This is a genomic window from Chryseobacterium sp. S90 (assembly GCF_047444895.1).
In the GTDB taxonomy this organism is placed as follows: Bacteria; Bacteroidota; Bacteroidia; order Flavobacteriales; family Weeksellaceae; genus Chryseobacterium.
Window position 1 is genome coordinate 248410 of sequence record NZ_JBLGCX010000002.1, and the last position, 26360, is coordinate 274769.

Here is a 26360-nt window from a genome sequence, read left to right on the forward strand (position 1 = left end):
CTTTTCTGCATTTCGGTTTGTGTATAAAATAAGAGTTGTTCTTTAGGTTTTTTCTTTAAAAAAGTAGTGAGAATTTAGCTTATTTCTTCTTCACTTTTTTATGCTCGTTACCCCATACTTCCAGATGATCCAAAACCGGAATCAGTTTTTTACCAATTTCTGTAAGCTCATATTCTACTTTTATGGGCACTTCTGCATATACTTTCTTGGTAATGAGCTCTTCCTGCTCCATTTTTTTCAACTGCAGGGTAAGCATTCTTTCAGAAATATTGTGGATTTTATCTTTCAGTTCAAAAAATCTTAGTTTCCCATGTTTAAGGTGGTAACAGATGGAAAGAATCCAGCGGCCGCTGATGAGATTCACAGCATATATTTCAGAACAGCTGTATTCCAGTGTTTTCTTATTTTCATTATTGGTGGATGATTCTTTAATACTCATACTTACATTTTTGTTCGTTCCAGACAATCATTTGTACACTTGGAAAGGAGGATGTTGATAGGTTAAATTTACAAATAAAAACAGGAAATATCCTGTCGGAAAGTGGTTTTATCACTCATGTAGAATAAAATATTTAGGATGATATGAATTTTAATAGAATTAACAGTAATTTAAAAAATAGCATTGAAAATGTTCCTTATTCGTTGGAAATTGATGAAAATTTATTTTTGAGTGCTCCGGAAATTATTCAACAGGAAAGAAACGAATTTACGAAAGCCCATCCTTTCAAAAAACCGGATCATATTACTATACGGGATATTTTTATACCAAGTTCAGAAGATGGATACGAGATAAGACTTCATGTTTATCAACCTGAAGGTTTCAACCGGGAAAGGGTTCTCCTTTACTTTCATGGAGGAGGGTATGTTTTCGGATTACCGGAGCAGGTGGATGACCAGATGTTTGAAATTTCAGATAGACTGAAAGCAATCATTATTTCCGTTGATTACAGGCTGGCTCCTCAATATCGGTTTTCTATTCCTGTTTTAGATGGTTTTGATGCTTTACAATGGATTATAAGACACGGTGAGTCAGAGCTGGGGATTAATTCTGATCGTATTACTATTTTCGGGGCAAGTGCAGGTGGGCATCTGGCAGCATCTGTAACCCAAATGGCAGCAGACCATCATATTAAAAATATAGAACATCAGTTCTTACTATATCCTGTGATTCACAACAGGCTGAATACTCCTTCAATGGAAGAGTTTACGGATATTCCATTATGGAATAAAAACTATGCAGAGACAGCGTGGCTGCATTTTCTGGGCGAAGAAAATAAAGATAAAAGCATTCAATATTCGGATCTTACGTGTTTCAATAATTTTTCCGGGTTACCGCAAACTACCATTGTTGCCTGTGAGTTGGATCCTTTAAGAGATGAAGATGTAGAATATGCTCAGCTCTTATATAAAGCAGGAGTGAAAACAGAATTATGGGTAATTCCCGGTGCGCTGCATGTATTCGATCTCTTTGATTCTCCTATGAAAGATGAATATAATGAGTTTCTTATGAACAGACTTTTCAAATAATGATGTATAAAATAAAAACAGATGAAATTACGAGATAAAAAACCAGCATTGATTCTTATTGATGTTCAAAAAGGATTTCTTGATGAGAGCTATTGGGGAGGAAACAGAAATAATAAAGAAGCAGAAAAATTAAGCGGAGAAATACTGGAAGCATGGAGAAGCTTGAGTTTGCCAATATTTCACATCCGACACAGCTCAACAAATCTTCAATCTAAACTGCATGAGTCTGATCCTGGATTTGAATTCAATGACCATGTCTTGCCACAAAATAATGAATCTATTATTACAAAAAATGTAAACAGTGCTTTTATTGGAACTGATTTGAAAGAAAAATTAGATTTTCAGAAATTAGATACACTGGTGGTTCTGGGAATTACGACCAATCATTGTGTTTCCACTACAGCAAGAATGGCGGGAAATTTTGGATTTGAAACCTATGTGATTTCTGATGCTACGGCAGCTTTTGACAGAGTAGGGATACATGGAGAAAAGTATGAAGCAGAATTGGTTCATCTCATGGCATTAGCCAATCTGAGTGAAGAATTTGCCACGATTATGAATACTGAAGAATTATTAAGAAAGTTGTAGAAAAAAAATCAGAATCTGAATACATTGAAACTGCCATCTTTTTGGTAGTTTTTTTATGTTTTTGAAATAAATAGCTGAAAATACATGTTTGGGTTCCCAAATAAACTGGTCCATTACCAGTTTCAAAGATATAAATAATTCACTTTACGGTACTGGAATCTTTGTTATACCTTTGCAAACGAATAATTTATATGTAGGAGAACAACAATTTAGAGAAACTTGACTATTAATTTTAAACACGCATTATCCCAAAAATCCATTTACATCGCTGTTCTGTCTGCCTGCCTGATTGCAGTGGCAGCATTTGCAGTTTTGAGTCTTTTGATCACAGAAGACAGCCGTAAAAATACCGATGATTTTGCAAAGAAAACTTTCTTTCGTAAATATGAATCCATAGAGCATGAATTCAGGAATATTGAGGATTATCAATATCTGCTTCGTGCATTGATTCAGAAAGATGGACTGAAGAATTACAAAGATTATTCTTTGGTTTTAAATGATTTAAACAAAAAAAGAAATCTGCTGCCTTACAGCTGGTATTATTACGAAAATACAGCTTCCGGAAAAACAGAAAGTAATAATCCATTATCCGATATTTTCAAAAAAACAGGTCATCAAGAGAAAACTATTGTTTTAAAAAATAACGGGCCCGGGCATTTCAGGGATCTTTTGATCACTAAAAAAGACAGTATGTATTGGGTGAGCTATGATTCTCTGGTACTGCCTGATAAAAACAAGCTCTATTATGGCTCTACCGTAAGCCTTGATGATCTTCATCAATACTTTATCAATGTAGACAAAAGCTCCAATACCTACGCTTATGTTTTTACTAAAGAAGGAATTTGTATTACCCATCCTGAGAAGAAATACATCGGAAAGAATATTTTTGATTTTACAGATATTAAGCCTAAAGATACATTATCTGGTATAACTGAAGCGGGGTATACTAAAGGAACAGCTGTTTCGGAATATCTTGGGGTTGAGGTAACCCGTTTCATAAAGCCATTAAAAACAGATAATTTTGATGGATATACCGTGGTGAACCATGTTAATTTCATTATTGATGAAAATATCAGCAAGATAAAAACCTACACGGTCTATATTTTTCTCGCAGCTTTATTCCTTATTGTCACTGTTTTTATTTTATTTCAGCGATCTGCAAATCTGGCTTATCAGGAAAAAGAAAAAATACAGTCTGAAAAGAATTTACTGTTAGTAGAAAACGAAAAGATGCACAAAGCAGAAGTGATCAACCAGCTTCAGCAGCTTAAGAATAACATTAATCCACACTTTCTTTTTAATTCTCTGAACTCTCTTTATATGCTGATTGGTATCAATAAAGAAAATGCACAGAAGTTTACCATGAATCTGTCTAAGATTTACAGGTATCTTATAGTTCCTCCGAAAGAGAATATAGTTCCTGTTTCGCAGGAAATCAAATTTATACAGCAGTATATGGAACTTCTGAAAAGCAGGTTTGATGAAGAGATGAAGTTTGAACTGATTATTAATGCTCCGGAAAGTCTGGAAAAAAGAATTCCGTATTTATCCCTTCAGATTGTAACGGAAAATGCCACCAAACATAATATTGCAACGATAGATCAGCCTCTGGAAATTATCATTATTGTGGATGAGGAAGGTATCACTGTAAAGAATACCTGGCAGCCAAAAAGTGAACCGGTGCAGGGTGAGAAATTCGGAATTGATTATTTGAATCAAATTTATGAGTATTTTAAAAATAATCTTCTTCATATTTCTGTAGATGGTGAATATTTCATATGTTTTTTGCCTTTATTGAAGTGAAAATAAAAATCCATTCACTCCCGAAAAATCACCATTCACTCCCTAATATTATATATATGATTCGCGATACCTATAGCTTTGCTTACTGAAACTAAGATATTTACTATTTGGAATGAATCGGACTATTTTAATGAAGAATTACAGGCTGGCACTGTATCTTGGCCTTGCTATGGCTTCACCAATGGCAATAGCACAGAAAAAAGATAAAGATACGGTAAAGGTCAACAAAGAAAAAACGGATAAGACAGAAACTTCTTCCTCCAAGAAAACAAAAAAAATTGAAGATCTGATTAAAAAAGGAACCTATAAAAAAGGACTTTTTAATACGATTCAGGTAAAAACGGATATTTATTTTGAAATTCCTGACAGCTTGATGGGACGTCAGTTTTTGGTGGTGAACAAACTCTCTCAGGTACCCATGCAGGTGAATGAGGCAGGTTTGAACAAAGGAATGAATTATGAAAATAAGGTCATCTCTTTTCATCGTGATCCCGTAGCGAAAAAAGTATGGGTAAAAACGGTGGTTCCTAAAGTATCATCCCCAAAAAATGATGCCATTACAAAATCTGTGAAAGACAACTTTTCAGAATCTGTAATTGAAGTCTTTGATATTGAAGCACAAAACAGTGATTCTACAGCCGTAGCTATTAAAGTCAATAAAGTTTTTGATGGTAATCAAAAGAGCTTCAATGATGTTTTAGCGAATGTAGGATTGGGAGGATCTGTGAAATCAAGTCTTTCTTATATAGAAGGTGTGAAAACTTTTCCTAAGAACCTTGTGGTGAAGTCTCAATTGTCTACTTCTGTAAATGAAGGTGGGGTAGATCTGCCGGTAACTCTTGGTGTTACCACGAATCTTGTGCTTCTTTCTAAAATACCGATGAAACCGAGAGTTGCAGATTCAAGAGTAGGATTTTTCTCCGAAAAGCACTGGTCGTTTAATGACAACCAGCAGAAAATGGATGAAAAGTTTTTCATTACCAAATGGAATCTTGAACCCAAAGATGAAGATAAAGAAAAATATTTAAGAGGTGAGCTGGTAGAACCTAAGAAACCGATCGTTTATTATATCGATCCGGCTACCCCAAAACAATGGCGTGAGAAAATCATTGCCGGAGTACATGACTGGCAGGCGGCGTTTGAGCAGGCAGGATTCAAAAATGCAGTGATTGCGAAAATGCCGGATGAAAAAGATGAAGATTTTGATATTGATGATGTAAGATATTCTGTGATTACTTACGCCGCTTCGCCAAAGTCAAATGCAATGGGACCCTCTGTAGTAGATCCAAGAAGTGGAGAAATTATCGAGGCAGATATTATCTGGTGGCACAATGTAATGACTTCTCTTCATGATTGGATGAGAATTCAGACAGGGCCTATCGACCCGAAAGCGAGAGGAAATAAATTCAGTGATGAGCACATGGGTGAGGCAATACGTTTTGTTTCATCTCATGAGGTAGGGCACACTTTCGGACTGAAGCACAATATGGGAGCATCATTTGCCTTCCCTGTAGAGTCGCTTCGTTCAAAAGAATTTACAGACAAAATGGGTGGTACAGCACCTTCCATTATGGATTATGCACGTTACAATTATGTAGCTCAACCCGAAGATGGGGTTACAGCCATCACTCCGAAAATTGGTCTTTACGACAAATATGCTATAGATTGGGGTTACCGTTGGTATCCTGATGAATTTGTTGAGAAAAAAGCACTGAGAAACTTAATTGAAAAACATGAGGATGATCCGATGTATTTCTATGGTGAGCAGCAGAGCTACCTGGAAACTATCGATCCGCGTTCGCAGTCTGAAGATTTAGGAGATGATGCGATGAAAGCCAGCGAGTATGGGATGAAAAACCTGAAAGTGGTTGTCAACAATCTTTTAAAATGGACGTATGAAGATGGTAAAGAATATACGGATGCCGGGAAACTGTATATGGGAGCTATCGGACAATGGGATCTGTATACAGGTCATGTGATGGCAAATGTTGGAGGAATTTATCTGAATAATACGGTTTTTGGCAATAAAAAGAAAGCTTACGAAGCCGTTCCTGCTGAAATACAGACAAGAGCTGTTGATTATCTTGTTAAAAATGCGATCAACCTTCCGGAATGGTTATTCTTTAATCCGATTACAGAAAAAACATACCCGGTTAAAGATTCACCAATGGGGCCATTCGAGCAGACACCGTATACCATGGCAAGAGGAATGCAGTATGCGAATATCTATTCCCTGTTTATGGATGACCGATTGTTGAGGTTACTTGAAAATGAGCTGAAACATCAGATGTCTGGTTCAAAAGAAGAAATCTACACCGTTGAGAAATTATTTGATCAGGTAAGAACGGCCATTTTTAGCAAAAAAGGAAGCCTGACGATGCTTGAAAAAATGACTCAGAAAAACTATGTAGATGCCCTGATTGTTTCGGTGAATAAATTATTTGAAAAAACAGCGGTAAAAGGATTGAAAGTCGATGATAATCTGAACATCCCGACCATCTGTAATTTCCATGAAGATGATCATGGTCTTAGGAATATTAATTATTCATCCATGAAAAGAGTATCTGAAGTCACTACTTACAAAAGGGCGGAACTTCAGAAGGTTCTGGACTTACTGAACAGAACAAGATACAGAGGTGATGATGCTTCCAGAGCGCATTACACAGATTTAATCATTCGTATAGAAGAGGCTTTAAACAAATAAACGGCAATGAAAAAAACTCTAATACTTTTACCTCTTTTGGCTGCTAATATAGCAATGGCCCAGCAAAAGAAAACCATCACCGGAAAAATAGAAGACGGAAATACTTCTCAGGTTATTACCGGTGCATCTATAAAAATTGAGACGCAATCTGTCTCTACAAAAACGGAATTAGAAGGAATTATTGAAAGTGTATCAGTAGGTACAGTGACCGATAAGGACGGAAAATTTATATTGGAAATTCCTGCTGATACCAAATCTGTATCAGTAAGCTATCCGGGTTACGAATCCCGAGTAATTCAGTTGAATGAAGGGCAGACTAGCTATACAATAAGGCTGACTTCTGAAGTTACAGACAAAAATAAAATCCAGGAAGTAATCATCACCGGTTACCAGAAAATTGAAAAACGTAAGCAGACCTCAGCGGTTTCTACAGTGAAAATGGATAACATCACTCAGGCTGGTGTTGCCAGTGTAGACCAGATGCTGGCAGGGCAGATTGCAGGTGTGGCAGTAACTCCTGAAACCGGAGCTCCGGGGAGTCCTGCAAAGATTAGAATCAGAGGTACAGCTTCTCTTTCCGGTCCTCAGGATCCGCTATGGGTAATTGACGGCCTTCCATTAGAAGGAAATGATGTTCCCAATTTTACCGATAAGGACAATATTGACCAGCTTCAGAACTTCTCTATCGCAGGATTGAACCCTAACGATATTGAAGATATTACGATCCTTAAAGATGCAGCAGCAACCGCAATTTACGGGGCAAGAGCGGCAAATGGAGTAATTTCCATTACTACGAAAAAAGGTAAGAAAGGAAGTTTAAAACTGAACTTCTCAGCAGATACTTTCGTTACTTCACGTCCTGATTTTGGGAAACTAAATCTTTTAAACGCTTCCGAAAAAGTAGATCTGGAATTGATGCTTGCCAAGCGTGCAGATCTTACTTACCGTGCAGATAAAGGGGAAGTGATGAGAATTCTGACTCAGAACAGCCAGCTTGATGCTTTCAGAAACGGTGGTTTTGATGCGCTGAATTCATTCACACGCCAACAAATAAATAGTTTAAGAAACAACAATACAGATTGGGGTAAACTGTTATACAGAAATGCCATCAACAAACAATACGGATTAAGTGTTTCCGGAGGAAGTGACCGTGCAGATTACTATTTCTCCCTGGGATACTATGATGAAGAAGGAACAACTATCGGTACGGGTTTTAAGCGTTATAACCTTACTTTAAAAAACAATTACAAATTAAGCGATAAGTTAAATGCAGGAATCTCTATTTTCGGAACACAGAGTGAGCGTGAATCTTTTGTAACGGATGCTGATGCTTCCATCAACCCTGTTAATTATTCCAGAAACGCTAATCCTTACATGAAGCCTTTCAATGCAGACGGAAGCTATAATTACGATAAAGATATAGATGGTTTTGAGGATCGTTATATTCCTTTCAATTTCCTTGAAGAAAGAGAAAATACAAACTATTCTTTGAAAAATAACTCTTTGAAAGCGATTTTAGATTTAGAATATAAAGCTTCAAAAAGTTTAAGATTTACCTCTCAGTTAGGTCTTCAGTATGATACCAATAAAACAGAGAAATTTGCTGCGGAGAATACATACTTCACCAGAAAAATGAAAGAAAATACCCGTTATTATAAAGATGGTAAATACAATTACTTTCTACCGGCGGGTGCTGTAAAACAAAACTGGGATAACGATTTCTTTCAGTACAACTGGAAATTACAGGCTGCATATAGCACGAAAATCAATTCCAAGCACGAGATTGATTTGATGGCAGGAACGGAAATCCGTAAAACAGAAGATAATACTACTATTACCAGAGCTTTCGGATACGATCCAAAAACAAGAAGAGCCACGGCAATCGTTTTCCCGAATTCAGGTTTTGCAGCAGATAAAAGATATGAAACCTACCGTGAGGCAGCTCCTATAGAGAATGCTTATGCTTCTATGTTTGCTACAGCATCTTATACCTACGATCAGAAATATACATTCTTCGGAAGTGTGAGATATGACGGTACCAACCTTTTCGGGGTGAATAAAAAATATAAATACCTTCCAATATGGGCGGTTTCAGGATCATGGCTGGTGACGAAGGAAGACTTCATGAAAAATATTGCTGCGGTGTCTAACCTTAGACTAAGAGCATCTTATGGTCTTCAGGGAAATATCGACAGAAACACATCGCCATTCTTTATTGGTGAATACAATGATGCAACGATTCTTCCAGGTGTAAAAGAAGGAGTTATCAATGTTATCAGCCCTCCAAACGATAAATTGAGATGGGAAAAAACAACCAACAGCAACGTTGGTCTTGATTTAGGATTGTTCAACAACCGTGTAAGCCTTACCGCTGATGTTTACAGCAGAAAAGGAACGGATATGATCAGTATGAAAGAAACTCCTCTTGAAACAGGATTCGAATATACAATGATGAACTGGGGAAGTTTGACCAATAAAGGTTTTGAACTGGCATTGTCTACCAGAAACATTAATCATGATAATTTCAAGTGGACAACTACCATCAACTTTGCTCACAACAAGAGTAGAGTACTGAGTGAGCAGCCTCGTGACAATGCTTTCCTTCCTTCAAGAGAAGGTCTGCCTGTAAATGCTGTTTTTGCATTAAAAACCGCAGGAATGGACGAGCATGGAAACCCATTGTTTTGGAAAGGAGACCAAAAGATTTCAGCAGTAGAATTCTTTAAATTATATGATGTGTATGCAGATTTCCTTCCAGGGCAGCTTGTAGATACTAAACTTTCAAACGCTGAGCTTAGAAGCCTGTTTACCTATGTAGGAGACAGAGATCCGAAGTTTACCGGAGGGATTATCAATACATTTAAAGTAAGTAATTTTGACCTTACCATCTCTGCAACATTCAACCTGAAGCAGACGGTAATGAGAACGCCTTCTTACCGGGGGATGGATCTGGATAGAGGAAGAAATTATACAAGAGACATCTATGAAGCTGGAGGTTCGCTTCCGGGAATTACAAGTCCTGATATGGATGCTAATCCGGACGGATGGATGGCGAACAAGTGGTTTGCCGGAAACCGTTCAAGTGCATACAATTTACTTGATATATGGGCGAAAGAGATCAGCTACATAAGAATAAGCAGTATTCGTTTAGGGTATACACTGCCTAAAGAATTTACCAATCCTATGGGGATTTCCAGTCTGAGACTAAGCGTTGAAGGGCGTAACCTGTTTGTATTCAGCAACGGATATAACGGATATTTTGATCCGGAAACGTATGGTAATATTTATGCACAGCCTATCACCAAGTCGGTGACCGTAGGATTTAATGTTTCTTTTTAAAACTTGAGAAAAATGAGAAAAATTACAACAATCATAGCGCTTATAGCAATCAGTCTTATCAATATCGGATGCGACAGGTTTTTAGATATTCAGCCGGAAGGGAAAATTATTCCTGTTACCTCTGAAGATTATAGAAAAGTACTGACATCAGCCTATTCAAAATATCCCGTTCACAAATCATTGGTAGCCCTTCGTACTGACGAGACAAATCTTGATGACAATGGAGTAGATTTTATTTCTTATCGTGAAATTGCGATGTGGAAGGATTCAAACTATGATTCTACATCTGCAGAACTTCCTTGGTTAAGCTTTTATACCGTAAACTTCTATCTGAACCAGATCATCAACGAAGGAAGCAAAACAATGCAGGATTCTCCTGAAAAGAATCAGATTTTAGCAGAAGCGTATGCTTTGCGTGCTTACCTGTATTTTGATTTGGTGAATTTATATGGAAAACCTTACAACAGTGCAACAGCTTCTACAGACAAGGGAGTTCCTATCAATCTTGAAATTGATCTGGAAGAGGTATTGAAGCCATCTTCTGTACAAGAAGTTTACAACCAGGTTCATGCAGATATTAAAAAAGCTGAAGGTCTGATGGTAGAACAAACGCAGGCATTGGGAGTAAACTACAGATTCTCAAAGACAGCATTGCTGGCTTTTGAAGCAAGAACAGCTTTGTATGAAGGAGACTGGAATAAAGCTTTAAACTATGCAGATCAGGTACTGGCAGTAAAAGGTGATTTGAGCAATTTGAATACAGTAAATACTCCGCCTAATCATTATGCTTCCCCGGAATCTATCATGGCGCTGGACAATACCTGGGATAACTCTATAAAGGTCTTATCTTTTGCATCTCCGGAATTGATTTCTTCATACAATACTCCTGCCGATAAAAGGTTTGGCATGTATTTTGAAAAAAATGGTAGTAAGTATAAAGTTATTAAAGGAGGAAGCTTAGAGTTCAAAGTGTCTTTCAGAACAGCAGAGCAGTACTTTATAAAATCTGAAGCATTATTAAAGCTAAACAAACTGGCAGAGGCTAAAGAAACACTTCTGAAAGTATTAAAAAACAGATACACTCCGGATGGATATACTTCAGTTCAAAATGCAGTAAACTCAATGGATTCTACAGCATTTATGAACTTTATCCTGGATGAACGATTCAGAGAATTTGCTTTAGAAGGACAGAGATGGTTCGACTTAAGAAGAGCAAATCAGAAAAAAATAAGCCACACCATTAGTGGCAAGGAATATATTCTTCAGCAGAATGATCCGCGATATACCATTGAATATCCAATGAGCGCGAAGAAGAATAACCCTAATCTATAGAACTTCATATCAAATTCAATACAGATGAAACCGCTTGAACTTAATTGTTTCAGCGGTTTTTTTGTACTTTTGCATCGTTATGAAAATTGCCATTATAGAAGATGAACTGCTGGCTGTGAATTATCTGAAAAATCTTTTAGATGCACAGAGCATAGTCCCTGTTACAGAGACTGTTATTCTTCGTTCCAAAAAGCAGGCAATTGATTTTTTTGAGAAAGATTCGGCAGATCTTATCTTTATGGATATCCATCTTGGTGATGGAATGAGCCTTGAAATCTTCGAGCATGTAGAGCTTTTCACCCCGATTATCTTCATTACTGCATTTGATGAATATGCCATGAGAGTCTTCAGGCATTTTACTATTGATTACCTTCTGAAACCTTTTGAAGAAGAGGATTTGCATAATGCTTTACAAAAGTTTATTTCTATACGTAACAATTTTGATCCGGAACCGGTGCTTAAATCAATTTCCTCACTGCGCCAGGCAGAAGATGAGCTGATGAAACGTTTTATGGTGAGAGAAGGCAATAAGCTTAAATCAATTGACGAGCGTAACACTGCGTATTTTTTTGCTTCCGGTAAATACTTTTTCCTTACTACAAAAGATCATCAGACCTATATCTATGATGATACCATTAAAGATATTATTCAGAAGCTCAACCCGGATATTTTTTTTAAAATAAACCGCAAGTTTATCATTAACAAAGAGTCTGTTTCCGAAATTATCAAACATTCCAGTCAGAAAGTAGAACTTAGGCTTTCTCCGGAGCCGGAAGTGAATGCTGAGGTTTTTATCAGTAAAACACAGATTGCAGAATGTCTCAGCTGGCTGAACAGGTAAAACCGGATAGACGTATACTTAGGAGAATCAATGAATTGATTCCCATCTTTGCTTCCTTTAAAATTTAGCTTTAAAATAATAAGTCCTTTGTGTTAATTTTTCTTTTAACTGGTAAAGTATAATAACAAAAAAACCTCTAAAATAAATTAGAGGTTTTGAAGTGGTTTCTCCAGGAATTTATTTTTTTTAATTTCAATTATTTAAAATAGGAATATTGGGTTTACCTGTTATGGTAAAACCAATCATTTTTTTAATTAGAGATATTAAACGTGATTACTGTTTAGTAAAAATCAAATCTTTTGTCTCTGGTAGGTAAATGGTAGTATCCAAAGTAGAAGGACATTTACTTTCTGTGGTTGTAATATCATTTGGACGATATTCCCAGGAAAGTTGTGTAGTATTAACTTTTTTAAGTATTATTTTACCCCATCCAACATGACAGTTTGTACCAGCATAGTTAAATAATGCCTTAGTTCCATTTTCTGTAACCCATTGACTGTGAATTGTGTGTAATAAATCATCCTGAAATACTTTATTTTTAGTATCTTGGAGAATTACCCCCAATGAATTTTTAACAATGTAGCGTATGGTGAGAGCATCTATATAAATTTGTTTATCTCCAAAATCAAATAACTTATCATTTTCTTTAGAAATATAGAGAGTTATTTGATTTTCATTATATGAAGTTGAGTATGTGCCTGTAAAGGATTGAAATTCATTATTTGTATCTTTTAAGTGTGATAAATTAGGAATATCATCTATTGACGTTAATAATGGAAATATCTGTTGAGCTTTACAAGATATAATATTCAACATTGTTAGGACAAAAGCTATTTTATATATTGTTTTCATATTTCATCATTGGGAAAAAGACTGCCATTAAGACAGTCTCTATCATTATTGTTTTGTAAATATTAAATCTTTTGTCTCTGGTAGATATATGGTTGTATCCAAAGTGGAGGGACATTTACTTTCTGTTGTTGTAATATCATCAGGTCTATATTCCCAAGAAATTTGAGTAGAATTTATTTTTTTCAGATAAACATCTCCCCATCCAACATGACAATTTGTACCTGTATAAATAAACTCCAAGGCATTTTTTGCAGGTCTCATTTTAAAACTATAAAATTCAATGTCTGAGCTATTATTTTGTGTGTCTTGTAAAATTGTTCCTGAAGAATTTTTAACAACGTACTTTACTATTAAAGCGTCCATATAATAGTTTTTTTGAGTACTTTTCTCTAATTTATTTTCTTGTTTAGAAATAAACAATGTGATTTCTTTACCATCGAAACTGCCTTTGTAAGTGCCTATGTAAGGTGTTAATTCATTATTTATATCTTTTACATATGCCCCATTGGGAATGTTAGCGAATGGAGTATTTAAAGGGAGAGTTTGTGCGGAACATAATAATATGTTAATCATTAAACATATCATTAAAATTTTTAAATATATTGTTTTCATATTTCATCATTGTGAAAAAGACTGCCATTAAGACAGTCTCTATAATTATTGTTTTGTAAATATTAAATCTTTTGTTTCTGGAAGATAAATGGTAGTATCTAAAGTGGAAGGGCATTTGCTTTCTGTTGTTGTAATATCATTTGGGCGATATTCCCAAGAAATTTGAGTTACATTAACTTTTTTTAATATTATTTTACCCCATCCAACATGGCAGTTTGTACCAGAATAAACAAAAATTATTTCATTTTTAGTAGGTTTTGTTCCAATACTATACAATTCTATCTTAGATGAAGTATCATTTTGTGTGTCTTGTAAGATATTTCCAGATGAGTTTTTGACAATATATTTTACGATTAAAGCATCCATATAATAATTCTTTTGAGCACTCTGTTCTAGTTTGTCTTCCTGTTTTGTTATAAAAAGCATAATTTCTTTTCCATTAAAATTTGTCTTATAAGTTCCTACATAGGGAGTTAATTCATTGTTTAAATCTTTTAGATAAGAGTTTTGTGGAATTTCTTCATAATCTGAATTTAAAGGAAATGTTTGTTGTGCTTTGCAAGATATAAGACTTAAAAATAAGATTAGAATTACTGCTATTTTGTTATATATTGTTTTCATATTTAAATTTATATTTTGATTAGTATTAAGGACAAGGAGTTGTTATAATCGAACCAGAACTATCTTGTGTTACATTATATACTGTTCCGTTAGACTCTACACGTTGAAGGAGTACTTTGTTGTCAAGTCCCATATTTGTCAAAGTATCAAAAAACAATTTTTCTAATCCTTTTTCATTCAAATCACCTGAACTGTTACTGTAAGTATTTCCACTAATGCTTGTATTGGTTAATTTAGCCTCTTTTTTTTGATAATCTATTAAGAATTGCTTCATTTTCGTAGGTGAATATACAAAATTTCCTAATTCTGTCCCTGTTCCTGCATAGCGTATTACATAGTTTATATATTTTACACCATCAGGGCAAATAGTAGTAGGACAAGATTCTGCTGCTATCATCCCAAAATAAGCATTTCCCACACCATCATTTACACTTTGTGCTGCCGCAAATCCAAATAAGGTATCCACGATATCAGGAGGTGAAACCATATGTATTCCCGTAGCTGTATGATTATGGTATCCTCCATAGCCATCGGTTGTATCATTAAATACTACTTGATGCGCTGAGTTTACATCTGCTGGTACCACTGTTCCGTCTTTTTTCTCCTTAAAACCAATTTCTCCTGTGTTTGTATTGCTGAGAGTTTGCTGTGCCTGTGCTTTTACATTGGTAATGCCTTGTTGCACATTGGGTCTATTAAGCATTGTGCTGGTTTTTTCACATGGTGTTGCAAGATATTCATTATAAAAATCCTGCCATTTAATATCGGGGTTTAATACCAAATATTCAAAAGCCCAGTTCAGAAAGTATTGATTATTCATTTCAGAAGCTTCAGGATTGCTATTGGCTTTCACGTACCATGCATTTAATCCTGTTAGACGTTCTGTGATAAAAGATTTACTTTTTATAGTAATCCCTTTTTCTTTAAAATAAAAAAAAGAATAGTAAAATAAATCTGGATTAGTTACTCTTAATTGATTTAACGTATCTCCTAATGATTGAAAATAATTGGCTACATTGGTGTAGTGAACATAATTTGGGTCAAGCGGGTCTTCGGTTTCATAATACTGATACCCTAAAGAAACAAACGGAAGAGTGTTATAATACCCTCCTAAATCAATAACTCCGCCTGTTCCGATTTGTCCTAGTCCTCCGTCACCTGTTCCTCCGCCAGTACTACCACCACCTGTTTGCGAGCAGGTCTCTTCTATGGATAATATCATTGGAGCAGGTGCGCCACCTACTGTACAGGTATTGTCGCTTCCAGTTTGATGTATCCCTGCTGAACACCAGCCCGTTTCCCATGTGATTTTATAGCAACCTACAACATCGGTCTGAACTCTTGACGTAGTATTGATATTTAATTTGTCAATATCATAAATATATATCTTTGACTTGATATCTGTTATTTCTCCTGAAATGAATTTCTGTTGTTGTTCTTTGGTCAAATCATATTGTATCAAAACCCCAGAAAAAGTGTGGTCTGCATTTTCCTTAACAACCAGGTTTTCTGTTTTACGGCTAAGGTAGGTTCTGGATACAGGGAAAGTATAGGTTTTTACTCCGTTACTTTCAACTAATAAAGCCTGATTTGTTCCGATGATAGCTCCGTCTAAAATATCATTCTGAGCAGATTTCCCACCAATACCAACATTCGCTTTATATCTGAATTTAGATTTTACCTGTGAGAGCACCTTTAATAGTGGCTTTTCAGTGTTAATCTGCTCTTTGTTGAGGACGGAAACCTTGTATTTTTGTTCTCCTGCCTTTTCATCGTTTAGAAAATTTTCACTCCGACATGAATGTAAAAGGATTGTTAAGATTATCAGTAATGATAACCACGAGATAAATTTATTTTTCATTATTTGTATAATATTTAAAAGTTACTTAGTTTTTGGTGACAAAGATATAAAAATCATTAAATCACTCAATAATTCAAATGATTTGTTGTTTAATAATACAAATATATATTGTTAAAGCGACAGAACTTGTCGTTTTATTGTTAAGATTTAGCTGTCAATAGAACTTACGAAAAAGTAATTAATTTAATAATTTATATGCTTGTTAGATTTGAACTAGTAGCCCAAAAACTGAAAAAATATTTTAACAAAGAAACAGATTGGAGGTAATCTTTATAATATATAACAACAAAAAAACCTCTAAAATAAATTAGAGGTTTTGAAGTGGTTTCTCCAGGAATCGAACCAGGGACACATGGATTTTCAATCCATTGCTCTACCAACTGAGCTAAGAAACCATTTATGTTTTCGTTTATTACTTCGTTGTTTTAAAGTGATGCAAAAGTATAACATTTTATAATACCGCGCAAGTTTTTTGATTTATTTTTTTGAGGAAATCTTTTACTATAGCTCGTTTTAGGTTCCAATGCTTTGTTCATCAGTGGTTTTGTTCATCTTATTTTTTTCATTTTTTTATGATTTTTATTTTTTCATGTCCTTCTGTCCCTATTTTTTCAATTCTGAAATTGATTTTCTGTTCTAAAATTGCTGTTCTTCTTTACGATTTATCTGAAGATATTGTTTTGTTGATGAATTTAGAAATTTTAATCCCTGTTTTAAATATCTTAAACAAGCAAAAAAATACTGCGATTTTAAAGAGCTGTAAATGTCAAACAACTGATTTGTAGGATGTAATTTGCCTAACAAGTGTTAGTCGTATTATTACGACACTTTTTAAAATTTAATAATAAAACTTATTTACGTTTTGTAATTACATCTATATTTGGTGATATAGAAAAACAAATCATAAAATATTAACCATTAAAATTTACAAATCATGGCAGAAAGAAATTCAAGAGGAATTTTAAAATTCAACAACGGTGAAGGACAAAAGTTATTAAAGCTTAACTACAGCGTATCAAGATCTACAGACGTATCAGGACGTGTAGCATCAGATCCTTCCAATGCTCTTATTAAAATCACGGTAGAAGCTACTGAAAAATCAGACATTCTTGAAAGTTTATTGAACGGAAAATATAAGCCTACAGTAGGTGAGATCACTTTCAATAAATCTCACGAAGAAGGAACTTTAACAACACTGAAGTGGAATAACGGTTATGTAATTCAGCATGAAGTAGATTTCGATGCTGTAGATGAGAACAGTATGTACATCAGTTTTGTGGTAAGTGCAGAACAGATAGACCTTGGAACTTCTTCTTATTTCGGAGCTTGGCCTTCTTAATAGTATTCAGAATTTAAACGATCAGGCAGAATGGCACACCGGTTCAAGGGATGTTGTTCTGCCTTTTTTAACCTTATAGAACAGCTGTTTATTTTAAATAAAAAGTTCTGAAAAAAACACCTAATCACTATGAATAAAAATGCCTCGAATTCTGATAAGATTTCTGAGAATCATATTCCCGGAATCAACCGTGTGGTAAAGCTGGATATTGTGATTGAAGGCAAAATTATCAAACACTTCAAGCATTTCCGTTTACAGCAAAGTGTCAGAAGACATCACAATTTTGAACTTATTCTGGCCCATGATTCCCTTGGAGAAGCCCAAAACCATACCCTGGAACAAGCGCGCCAGTTTTTGGGAAAGAGGATTACGATTGTCTTTAAATACAAAGATTACGAAAGTGAAAGCCCTGAAAGAACTTTTGTAGGGGTCATTACCAAAGCCGCGTTCAGCCAGGAAAAAATGAGTTTGGGAAATATTGTACTCAGAGGTTATAGCCCAACCATTCTCATGGATGCTGCTCCCCATACTCAAAGTTTTGGAGGAGATCAGGCTGTTAATACAGGAATCATTGCCAATAAAATATGTAAAGAAGCACTGGGGTCAGAGAAATTTGATTTCAGAGTAGATACTCAGAATAAAAGCTATATCAATTATAGTGCACAATATAACGAAACCCATTACAATTATCTTGCAAGAACTGCAGAAGCGTATGGGGAACAGTTTTATTATGATGGTGAAGTCCTTCATTTCGGAAAACTTCCACCCTCAGAAAAACCGATTCGTCTCGTATACGGAAGCAATGCAAGCGATGTTCAGGTAGAACTGAATGCTGTACATACCAATCCTCAGTTTTTTGGATATAACAGCAGCAGCCATACTAAAATGGAAGGCTCTGAAAATAATATCAGACATTTAGGGGAAATACCTTCCAAAGCATATGAGCTGAACAACAATATCTTTAAAACCCGTTCACTCTCTCCGGCGCCCATCAATGCCAATATGTTTGTGGATGTGAGCGATTCTCAGAAAAGTGCTGCCGGAAGCGCCGCTGTAGAAGTATTTACTGTTTCAGGAAATACAACCGTTCCATTTTTATATCCTGGCTGTCTTGCAGATATAGAAATGCGGAAGCCGGATACCAGCCAGACTTCTTATTTTACAAAACTTACGATTACCGAAGTTTCTCACGAAGTAAATGCCCGGGGGTATTACACAGGAAGCTTTGAAGCTATTGCTGAAGGGACAGGCTTTATGCCAAAACCTGAATTTATAGAACCTAAAGCAGAACCACAGGTTGCCACCGTTATTTCCAATACAGACCCACTTAATCAGGGAAGAATACAGGTGAGATTTGACTGGCAGAAAAATCCTGATACAACTCATTTTATCAGAATGATGAGTCCGGATGCAGGTGGTACAGATGTTATTACTCAAAATAGGGGTTTTGTAGCAATACCCGAAGTAGGAGATCAGGTAATGGTAGGATTTGAATACCATCATCCCGATTTTCCGTTTGCGATGGGAGGGATGTTCCATGGGCAGGTTGCATTGGGAGGAAGCATCAATAACCATCTTAAATCTATTCAGACAAGGAGTGGTAATAAAGTGATCTTTAACGATCAGGAAGGAAGTATTTTCATTGAAGATCCAAGCGGAAATACTTATTTAATGGATGGAAAAGGAAATATTATCGTTAATGCTCCCAAAAATATAACCTTCACTGCCGGGGAAAATGTGCAGATTAATGCAGGTAAAAATATCATTGCTTCAGCGCAGAGAAATGTCAATATTATGGCCGGTGAAGATATCACGGAAACAGCCAATGATGATTACAATCTGACAGCAAGTAATATTATTGAAACGGCTGAAGCCGGCAGAAAATCTACAGCTAAAAATATTACGGAAAATATGGAAGCTGGCTCTTATATCAGTACAAAAGAGGCCATTAATGTAGAGAGCGCCAAAGAAGTGCTTATCAACAGTGGTAAACAGGTAAAAATGCAGTAATATGGCGGGCGAAGGCGGAAATATCGTAAGAAATGTCTTTGGGAAGTCCTACAAGGAAGCTGAACATATTATGAAAGATGCTTCCAAAGGAACTCTGGATTTTAAATCTCCTCAAGAAAACACTTTTTATGGGAAAAAAGGAGGGAAGAAATTTGACGAATATCAGGCGAAAAAAGACAATACATTACTGGTTGTAAAGGTAGAAGGCCCCTTAGATGATAACGGAGGGAAAATTGATAAACCTAAAGAAGGCGTAAAATATTGGTTCAAAGCAACCTTTAACAGATCTGCAACGAAAAGTGAGTATAAAAAGCTTCAATGGCAGGAGAAAATAAATGGAATTTCTATTCCTTTCTTTTTCGATTATTCTTCGATCACCGGAAATACGGAGACAATACAGGTGAAGCTTCCCTGTTATGATATGCGGGTTTACGCCTATTTTAAAACTCCAATTGACAAGGTGAGTGTGGAAGTCAAAATAACCAATCCATTACCTCTTTACATTGACAGGTTTAAAATTAAAGGAAAAGACAGGAAAGGAGTGAATATGGCGGATGATATGTGCTATGGTCTGGGTGTTTCCAATCAATACCCTTCAAGATATACGCTTCAGGATGTAGAAAGCAAAGGCGTTTGGATCAAGTCGGAGATAAGAGATAAGACTGATGAAGAACTATGGGCTGGGTTCAAGCTCATGGTAGGAACCCTTTTTTCAGTCGGCGAACTGGAAACTGTCGCTTTTGATATGATTGAAAAATTTAAAAGAAGCGAAGGTGGTGAATATACCAATCCTGTGCTTACAAAACATGTATTGCAGCATCCTTCAAACCAACGATTCTGCTTAAGCATGGAAGATGAAATTGCTGACAGAATTAAGAAAAACTATGGAAGTGTAGCCTCTATTGAAGATGATGAAATCCATTTTACAGATGATGAGATCGGAAAGTTTGGAAAAAGAGGATGGGGACATCCGCAGTTTTCAACGATGAAAGACACCTTCATGGGAGGTCTTACCATTTGTATGAATGATACATGGGCCTATGAGGTACAGCTTACAAAATTCAATAAATCAGGCAATGGCACTTACGATGCTACGTATAAAGTTGTTTTATATGACCACTTTGGATTGGATATGCCGGATATAGAAAAGAAATATTACTATCTGCTTGGTTTCAGATATTGGTTTATTCTGCAGCATATCAGAGGGTACAAACCTTTTATCACTAAAGTTGAATTTGAGAAAACCTTTAAAGAAAGTATTACAATTGGCAAAGCTGAACGCCAAAGTAAAAGAAGAGCTCAAAAAGAAAAAGAAGATCATCTTCGCAATATGGGAAGGAGAAGGCCGGGAGAATATTAAGAACGAATAACCATTACAACTACAGGTATTATTATACATATAAAAATGAAGTATTTACAATCTATAAGAATTATTGCCATTATATATTTTCTGTTGATAGCTATGAGCTGTGATAGGAAAAAGAATGACTTTATTCCTCTTGAACATATGACTTTTACCAATGCTTATTATAAAAATGCAGTCAAGATTTCATACTATATTCTCATAGATAATCCGGAACCTAACGAAAGTATACTGAAGAAAGATATTATAAGGTACGTAGAAAACAGATTGAAAAGTAATAAATCTCTTACACAACGCGAAATCTCTTCACTCAACTTTGTTTTTTATAGAAAAACGGATAATACCTCATATTTTATAACGAACAAGGAAAGTGCAGGTGAGTTGCTGGGTGAAGAAATATCTCATTACCAGCAAGATTATATAGCCAATTATCTGGTAAGTAAATGTGGGCGAGGTACAGTTGAGAAAATATACCTCTACAACCTGCCGGAAGAGATTATATCAGATAAAAACTGTGCAGAATAAGCTGCTTTATTTCATTAAATAACACTCAAAACCCGTATGGTAGAAACAAGAGTAAAACCTTTTCAGAAATATACTTCAGGAACCCATGATTATCACGTGGAGAATGCTCTTGAAATACAATTTGGAGAAGTAAAAGGGTTTTATTCATCTTTTAGAATTACACTTCAGGAGAAAGAGAATGAAGATCATACAAAAAACTGGATGATAAATAAGGTAGATGATTCTTCTTTTCCATCTGAAAATAAATTTATGGAAATCCTGTATATCCTGGAACAGAGCTCTTATCCGCTGGAAATAAAAGTGGATGAAAAAGGAAGTTTACTGGGCGCAGCAGACCATCAGAAAAATATAGAAAACTGGAAACTTAAAACGGCAGTGCTTCAGGGAAAATACCAGAATGCTGAGGTATTCAGAAACCAATACCTGTCTGCGTTGGAAGATGAAGCTGTCTTTTATAAAAACAAACTGAAAGAACCCTTCTGGAATCTATTGTTATTCGCCCCTTACTATGTAGATAACGGAGGTGAAAACCAAGAATCCATTGTATGGAATATCAAAGGAATTGGCGATATAGAATGTTCCGGAGTCATCAATGCAGAACAAAGAGACTATGGTTTTAATGCATTTTTTATTTCCGAAATCAAAGTTCCAAACAACATACAGGAAGAATTAGATAAGAAATACCTGTATCATGCGGGACAGTATCAGGTAAAATTAAGCATAGAAATGGAATACAACTCCCGTAAAAAACAGTATTCCAAAAAGAAAGCTGACTTTATATTGTCAGATGGAGAAAAAACAGTATACCGGGAAACGATCACAATGACTTAATCTTTATGAACAAATGACATGGCGGATAAAGGATACATCATTATAGAAGGAGCCACTGCGTACTGCAGCAGCTCGGTAACCAACAATTCCAATGGAACCGCCGTTCCGATGGAAGTAAAAAGCCAGAAAAAAAAACTGGGCAAAAACAAATATTTTGCACAGAATAAACCTGTAGCAACTTACCTTGATGATAAAGCCGACAGTTTTGGTGGTGGCAACGGATTTGGAAACTGCAAAGGTTCAGATGGAAAAACCTATCCTTGTAAAGGCAAATGCAGCATTAAATATAAAGACTATTATGAAAACGTAGAATTCAACAAGAGTATGAAAATACTTTTGGATGCATCTACCGGAAATTGTCCTGGGTATGGTGTTCCCGGAACTATTGCTTTTGCAACTACCGGCCAGGCTAATAATGTTTCCCAGATTGAAGTTAAAGAAGCGGATGAGTTTTCTGTAGCCAATACTTCACCACAATGGCCATCATCTGCTGCGTCTGAAGCAAGCATTTCAGTATCATCAATCTCGATGATAAGACCAATACCAGCAGATAAGCTTACCGAAAATTATTACTATATCAAAGGGATGAACGGACCTTTATTTCCTATAACAAATCCTTTTGGTGGTGATAATCTTGATTTGAAGGCGCAATTTAAAGGCGATGAGAAAAAAATTATCTGGGCCCTTTTCAAAGGAGAAGGAACCAAAGATAAAGTGAAGACATTTATCGGATTGGGGAGCAATTTCAGTCAATCTATGAGTAAAATATTTGACAGTCTTGCAGAAGGGAAGTACAGACTCGAAGCATATGGTAAAAAAGCTGGGGATGCTAAATGTTCTATTAATGTAGAAGTCGTTCAGGATTTTGTTAAAAAAATTGTCAGCCCCGGATCTTCAACCTTAATTAAAATCCCTCTACCTGTATCTATTGAACGAAAACTCAGCAGTGCAGCCGATCAGTCAAAAATACTGAACAGAGGTTTCTTTATGCCCGTGAATAGCGTTCAATGGACCGTGAAACAAGGAACTACAGTGCTCTATAGCAGTTATTCAGAAGTCTCTTCTCCCCATCTTGTGGATGTAACAGGGATTGGTGATCGTATATTTCTAACTTTTAAAAATGAAGGAAAATATACTGTAGAAGCATTTACAGACCCCACAGATCCCAAACCGCAGTCTATAGAAGTTAAAATAGAAAACAGCCTTGGGGTAATGGGAGTGAAAGGAGAGCGTGGTTTAGTAAGATTCAGTGATATCATCAAGGTACAGGCTTCCAAATTCAATGTCAATTATATGCCTTCCGGGACCTCAGTATATTGGTATCTTAAAAAAGAAGGAATTGGAAGAGTGGCTTTATTTGAAAACTCACCTTCTTTCAAGACAGGTGCCATCAGTAAAAAAGTAGCTGAATTGCTGTATAATGATGCAAAACTGGGCAGTGATCAGTATTTCGGAAAATATATACTGGAAGCCTATGCCAGTCCGGTTGGAGAAGGAAAGCAGCCCGGATTTTCCGGATCAGACTGTTTTAATTTTGAGGTGATCCAAAATGTAATTGATAAATTCACCCTTCCCGCCACCAATATTCCAAAAGGAACCAAAATAAAATATACAGCCACAGCAAGAATTGCAACACTGGCTGGCAATGAAGCTATAAAAATAGAAGTTCCGGATAAGGTGACCAATAACGGGGACGGAACCATTACATTTAATGATCTCGGAGAATATACCATTTCTGCCTATTTAACCGGAGATTATACCGATGGGAAGAAAATTGAAGCGAAAGTAAAAGTCTCAGAACCTACCATAAAAAGAGCGCTCTGGGCCTATGGAACAGGAGTGAAACGTACTGAAACTGGTTTTGGAGAGGAGACGTATGGCTTTCTTGAAATTGATGGCCTTCAGAACCAGGCTTTAAAAGTAAAAGTATGGGTAAAGGGTGAAGGAGATGATTTCTACAAAGAGAAAGATAAATATATGCTGGAGGAAAAAACCGTTACCCTTAACAATGAAGGTAAGGCTTCCTTCCTTATTACCACCAATGATGATTATAAGAAAAAACTGGCGGCAGCTATTCCAAAAACAACGGAAAATCCGAACCCATCTTACCGCCTGGTATTTACAATAGAACTTCAGGCAAGCTCATCTGCAGATATTGTTCTTCCCGGAAATATTACCATTTTGGGAACACGTCCAGTAGTTATAGACAATACTACTACCTACCTTGAAGTTCTGGATTCAAATGAAGAACTGATAATCACTTCCGAACAGAAAATTGTTTCTATCATGTTCTCCACAGAAAACGGTAAAGATATTCAGCGGGAACAGACTTTCTATGGTAAAACCCATAAACTTTGGGTACATACCGTCAATATGACAGAAGAAGTTCTGAAGATTGACGTTTTAAAGGAGATTCCTAAAGAAGGATTAAATGAAAAAGACCATATAACCTATACCCACGAGAGCAAACAAAGCTACAACGAAGAAAAAACAGGAAAAGACGGTTTGCTCGAAGTTTCTTTCACAGCCAAAGAAGAATGGAAAAATCCACCAAAAAACTTTGATTACTACATAGCACAGGTTTCCCGGCAAGTGCAAGATCCTACCGATCCTAAAAAGAAAGTCTGGAAAATAGAAAAAAGCCAGTTTACAATCAATAGTACGCTTCCTGCTGATCTGGTTCGGACGGAGGATATGGAAAAACTGGGGATTCATGCTAAAAAGAAAGATGGAACTGCGTTTATTCAACAGGAAATGCTGGAACTAAGGAAACAGTTTATTTTCTATGAAAACGGGTGTCTTAAAGTTTCTCAAAAGGAAACACCCGAAGCTATTGATAATGATGTAGTGCCCATAGTGGTTGAAATGGCAGAAGTGAGAAAACAGAAAACATGTTATTGTAATCGTGGTTTTACAGATAAAGAAATGGAAGACCTCATTAAAACAATGACAGGAGGCACGGAAATTTGGAAAGGAATAAAAGAAAGCTGTGATATTACTGATAAAACTATTAAGAGCTTAACTGCTGAGGTTAATGCTATGTTCGCCAGCAATGGAATTAATCGATGTATGCAGAAAATATCATTTCTGGCAAACGTATCAGAAGAAACCGGCTTTTTTGTACAGAGTAAGGAAGAAGAGAGTAAACATTTATCAAGTGTAAGTAAATATAAAGGACGTGGTATACTTCAGATTACAGGAACAGCTGATGAAAAGGGATACTATAGTAATCCGGGACCCTATAAGAATTATGGAAAAGATAAATATGCTGATGAAAATAAATTTTTGGGTGATAATGCTGATCTTATTTCCAAAGATCTTCATAATGCCGTTGATGTGGGAGGTTGGATTTTTAATTTTAAAAAAGTCCCTTTATGGGAGCTTGACCCCAAAAAAACATATTCTAAAGAATTGACAGAAACCTTTGCATGGAAACGTACATATTTTAGTAAAGGATTAGGAAAAAGTCTTACAGAACTTGGAACTCTAATGGAAGAAGAAGAGGAGAAATATTTTTTCTTACAAGGGAAAATTTTAAATGGATATTCTCCTGAACATAGATTAGAAAAGCCACCAATAGGATGGGAAGGTCGTAAAAAGGCTTTAGGGAAATTAAAAACATGGTTTAAATACGATAAGAAAGTCTGCGATGGAGAAGTGGTAATGCCAAACCTTGAAGGAAGAGCACCATGGATGGGCCTGGTTTGGAAAGAAGAAGCGAAGAATCTGGCTGAAACCGGAACCAATAAAGAAATCCAGAAGTTTTTTGATGGAACTCCTTATGAAAATGCAATGAAAAATGGTACAGAGAATGAAACAACTATTGCATGGTGTGCGGCTTTTGTCAACTGGATTATGAAACATTACGGGTACGAAGGAGTTACTACTGATAAAGGGTATGATGCAGTAAGGGCCTTAAAATGGGCAAAATGGGAAGAAGGAAAAGACCTGAAAAAACCTGTTTACGGAGCAATTGCTGTGAAAACAAGAACAGGAGGCGGGCATGTAGGATTTGTTGCTGGGAAAAAAGGAAATAAAGTCGTTATTTTAGGAGGTAATCAATCACAAAAATTGTATTGTGTAGCTTATGAAATTTCTGATTATTATGCCTATGTAGTCCCAACAAATTACGAAATTACAGACGCAGATTATAATTTACCGGAATATAAAGGAAATCCTGGTGCAAAAGGATCTGAACTTTAAATAAAAAAG

Annotated in this window: 18 protein-coding genes and 1 tRNA gene; 13 read left to right on the forward strand and 6 right to left on the reverse strand. The window is 35.9% G+C overall.

All coding sequences use genetic code 11. From position 1 onward, the window contains the following. Positions 1 to 79 precede the first annotated feature (79 nt). Positions 80 to 439 carry a winged helix-turn-helix transcriptional regulator gene (locus ACLMCG_RS08900; RefSeq protein WP_223599267.1) on the reverse strand — a complete coding sequence of 120 codons (360 nt, stop codon included), beginning with the start codon at positions 437 to 439 and terminating at the stop codon, positions 80 to 82. Positions 440 to 582: 143 nt separating this feature from the next. On the opposite strand from ACLMCG_RS08900, the gene ACLMCG_RS08905 reads away from it, so the two are divergent. The 7 genes from ACLMCG_RS08905 (at position 583) to ACLMCG_RS08935 (ending at position 12134) form a co-directional block, all read left to right on the forward strand. Beyond that, complete coding sequence (locus tag ACLMCG_RS08905) at positions 583 to 1527, forward strand: alpha/beta hydrolase (protein WP_413960578.1); 945 nt, start codon at positions 583 to 585, stop codon at positions 1525 to 1527. A gap of 21 nt (positions 1528 to 1548) precedes the next feature. Beyond that, on the forward strand, positions 1549 to 2115 hold the full coding sequence (locus ACLMCG_RS08910; protein ID WP_413960577.1) for a cysteine hydrolase family protein: 567 nt from the start codon (positions 1549 to 1551) through the stop codon (positions 2113 to 2115). 219 nt (positions 2116 to 2334) lie between these two features. Next, positions 2335 to 3918: a histidine kinase gene (locus ACLMCG_RS08915; RefSeq protein WP_413960576.1), complete on the forward strand. Its 1584-nt coding sequence runs from the start codon at positions 2335 to 2337 to the stop codon at positions 3916 to 3918. Between the two features lie 130 nt (positions 3919 to 4048). Further along, positions 4049 to 6622, forward strand: a complete 2574-nt coding sequence (locus ACLMCG_RS08920; protein WP_413960632.1) for a zinc-dependent metalloprotease — start codon at positions 4049 to 4051, stop codon at positions 6620 to 6622. A gap of 6 nt (positions 6623 to 6628) precedes the next feature. Continuing rightward, positions 6629 to 9961 carry a SusC/RagA family TonB-linked outer membrane protein gene (locus tag ACLMCG_RS08925; protein ID WP_223599271.1) on the forward strand — a complete coding sequence of 1111 codons (3333 nt, stop codon included), beginning with the start codon at positions 6629 to 6631 and terminating at the stop codon, positions 9959 to 9961. A 12-nt stretch (positions 9962 to 9973) separates the two neighbouring features. Next, positions 9974 to 11293: a RagB/SusD family nutrient uptake outer membrane protein gene (locus tag ACLMCG_RS08930; RefSeq protein ID WP_413960575.1), complete on the forward strand. Its 1320-nt coding sequence runs from the start codon at positions 9974 to 9976 to the stop codon at positions 11291 to 11293. A gap of 79 nt (positions 11294 to 11372) precedes the next feature. Then, positions 11373 to 12134 carry a LytR/AlgR family response regulator transcription factor gene (locus ACLMCG_RS08935; RefSeq protein WP_413960574.1) on the forward strand — a complete coding sequence of 254 codons (762 nt, stop codon included), beginning with the start codon at positions 11373 to 11375 and terminating at the stop codon, positions 12132 to 12134. A gap of 273 nt (positions 12135 to 12407) precedes the next feature. Here ACLMCG_RS08935 and ACLMCG_RS08940 read toward each other — a convergent pair whose 3' ends face one another. The 5 genes from ACLMCG_RS08940 to ACLMCG_RS08960 form a co-directional block, all read right to left on the reverse strand. Then, positions 12408 to 12986 (reverse strand): hypothetical protein, encoded by a 579-nt coding sequence (locus ACLMCG_RS08940; RefSeq protein WP_413960573.1) that lies wholly within the window; start codon positions 12984 to 12986, stop codon positions 12408 to 12410. Between the two features lie 45 nt (positions 12987 to 13031). After that, positions 13032 to 13598 carry a DUF6705 family protein gene (locus tag ACLMCG_RS08945; protein ID WP_413960572.1) on the reverse strand — a complete coding sequence of 189 codons (567 nt, stop codon included), beginning with the start codon at positions 13596 to 13598 and terminating at the stop codon, positions 13032 to 13034. A 45-nt stretch (positions 13599 to 13643) separates the two neighbouring features. Continuing rightward, positions 13644 to 14219, reverse strand: a complete 576-nt coding sequence (locus ACLMCG_RS08950) for a DUF6705 family protein (protein WP_413960571.1) — start codon at positions 14217 to 14219, stop codon at positions 13644 to 13646. A 25-nt stretch (positions 14220 to 14244) separates the two neighbouring features. Continuing rightward, positions 14245 to 16080, reverse strand: coding sequence for a hypothetical protein (locus tag ACLMCG_RS08955; protein ID WP_413960570.1), 1836 nt, complete (start codon positions 16078 to 16080; stop codon positions 14245 to 14247). Between the two features lie 322 nt (positions 16081 to 16402). After that, positions 16403 to 16475 (reverse strand) — tRNA-Phe (locus tag ACLMCG_RS08960). Between the two features lie 539 nt (positions 16476 to 17014). Here ACLMCG_RS08960 and tssD point away from each other — a divergent pair. The 6 genes from tssD (at position 17015) to ACLMCG_RS08990 (ending at position 26351) form a co-directional block, all read left to right on the forward strand. Next, a complete protein-coding gene (gene tssD / locus ACLMCG_RS08965) occupies positions 17015 to 17419 on the forward strand; it encodes a type VI secretion system tube protein TssD (RefSeq protein WP_223599274.1) in 405 nt (134 codons plus the stop codon). Between the two features lie 129 nt (positions 17420 to 17548). Continuing rightward, complete coding sequence (locus ACLMCG_RS08970) at positions 17549 to 19429, forward strand: type VI secretion system Vgr family protein (protein ID WP_413960569.1); 1881 nt, start codon at positions 17549 to 17551, stop codon at positions 19427 to 19429. Between the two features lies 1 nt (position 19430). Beyond that, positions 19431 to 20789 carry a DUF3289 family protein gene (locus ACLMCG_RS08975; RefSeq protein WP_413960568.1) on the forward strand — a complete coding sequence of 453 codons (1359 nt, stop codon included), beginning with the start codon at positions 19431 to 19433 and terminating at the stop codon, positions 20787 to 20789. Positions 20790 to 20834: 45 nt separating this feature from the next. Continuing rightward, complete coding sequence (locus tag ACLMCG_RS08980; protein WP_413960567.1) at positions 20835 to 21317, forward strand: hypothetical protein; 483 nt, start codon at positions 20835 to 20837, stop codon at positions 21315 to 21317. 36 nt (positions 21318 to 21353) lie between these two features. Next, entirely contained in the window at positions 21354 to 22148 is a 795-nt protein-coding gene (locus ACLMCG_RS08985) for a hypothetical protein (protein WP_413960566.1), read from the forward strand. 18 nt (positions 22149 to 22166) lie between these two features. Next, complete coding sequence (locus ACLMCG_RS08990) at positions 22167 to 26351, forward strand: TIGR02594 family protein (RefSeq protein WP_413960565.1); 4185 nt, start codon at positions 22167 to 22169, stop codon at positions 26349 to 26351. Positions 26352 to 26360 lie beyond the last annotated feature (9 nt).

Bases quoted from the DNA above. Each gene is read 5' to 3' on its own strand.
- ACLMCG_RS08900 (WP_223599267.1), bottom strand. From the start codon at position 439: ATGAGTATTAAAGAATCATCCACCAATAATGAAAATAAGAAAACACTG.
- ACLMCG_RS08905 (WP_413960578.1), top strand. From the start codon at position 583: ATGAATTTTAATAGAATTAACAGTAATTTAAAAAATAGCATTGAAAAT.
- ACLMCG_RS08910 (WP_413960577.1), top strand. From the start codon at position 1,549: ATGAAATTACGAGATAAAAAACCAGCATTGATTCTTATTGATGTTCAA.
- ACLMCG_RS08920 (WP_413960632.1), top strand. From the start codon at position 4,049: ATGAAGAATTACAGGCTGGCACTGTATCTTGGCCTTGCTATGGCTTCA.
- ACLMCG_RS08925 (WP_223599271.1), top strand. From the start codon at position 6,629: ATGAAAAAAACTCTAATACTTTTACCTCTTTTGGCTGCTAATATAGCA.
- ACLMCG_RS08930 (WP_413960575.1), top strand. From the start codon at position 9,974: ATGAGAAAAATTACAACAATCATAGCGCTTATAGCAATCAGTCTTATC.
- ACLMCG_RS08935 (WP_413960574.1), top strand. From the start codon at position 11,373: ATGAAAATTGCCATTATAGAAGATGAACTGCTGGCTGTGAATTATCTG.
- ACLMCG_RS08940 (WP_413960573.1), bottom strand. From the start codon at position 12,986: ATGAAAACAATATATAAAATAGCTTTTGTCCTAACAATGTTGAATATT.
- ACLMCG_RS08945 (WP_413960572.1), bottom strand. From the start codon at position 13,598: ATGAAAACAATATATTTAAAAATTTTAATGATATGTTTAATGATTAAC.
- ACLMCG_RS08950 (WP_413960571.1), bottom strand. From the start codon at position 14,219: ATGAAAACAATATATAACAAAATAGCAGTAATTCTAATCTTATTTTTA.
- ACLMCG_RS08955 (WP_413960570.1), bottom strand. From the start codon at position 16,080: ATGAAAAATAAATTTATCTCGTGGTTATCATTACTGATAATCTTAACA.
- tssD (WP_223599274.1), top strand. From the start codon at position 17,015: ATGGCAGAAAGAAATTCAAGAGGAATTTTAAAATTCAACAACGGTGAA.
- ACLMCG_RS08970 (WP_413960569.1), top strand. From the start codon at position 17,549: ATGAATAAAAATGCCTCGAATTCTGATAAGATTTCTGAGAATCATATT.
- ACLMCG_RS08975 (WP_413960568.1), top strand. From the start codon at position 19,431: ATGGCGGGCGAAGGCGGAAATATCGTAAGAAATGTCTTTGGGAAGTCC.
- ACLMCG_RS08980 (WP_413960567.1), top strand. From the start codon at position 20,835: ATGAAGTATTTACAATCTATAAGAATTATTGCCATTATATATTTTCTG.
- ACLMCG_RS08985 (WP_413960566.1), top strand. From the start codon at position 21,354: ATGGTAGAAACAAGAGTAAAACCTTTTCAGAAATATACTTCAGGAACC.
- ACLMCG_RS08990 (WP_413960565.1), top strand. From the start codon at position 22,167: ATGGCGGATAAAGGATACATCATTATAGAAGGAGCCACTGCGTACTGC.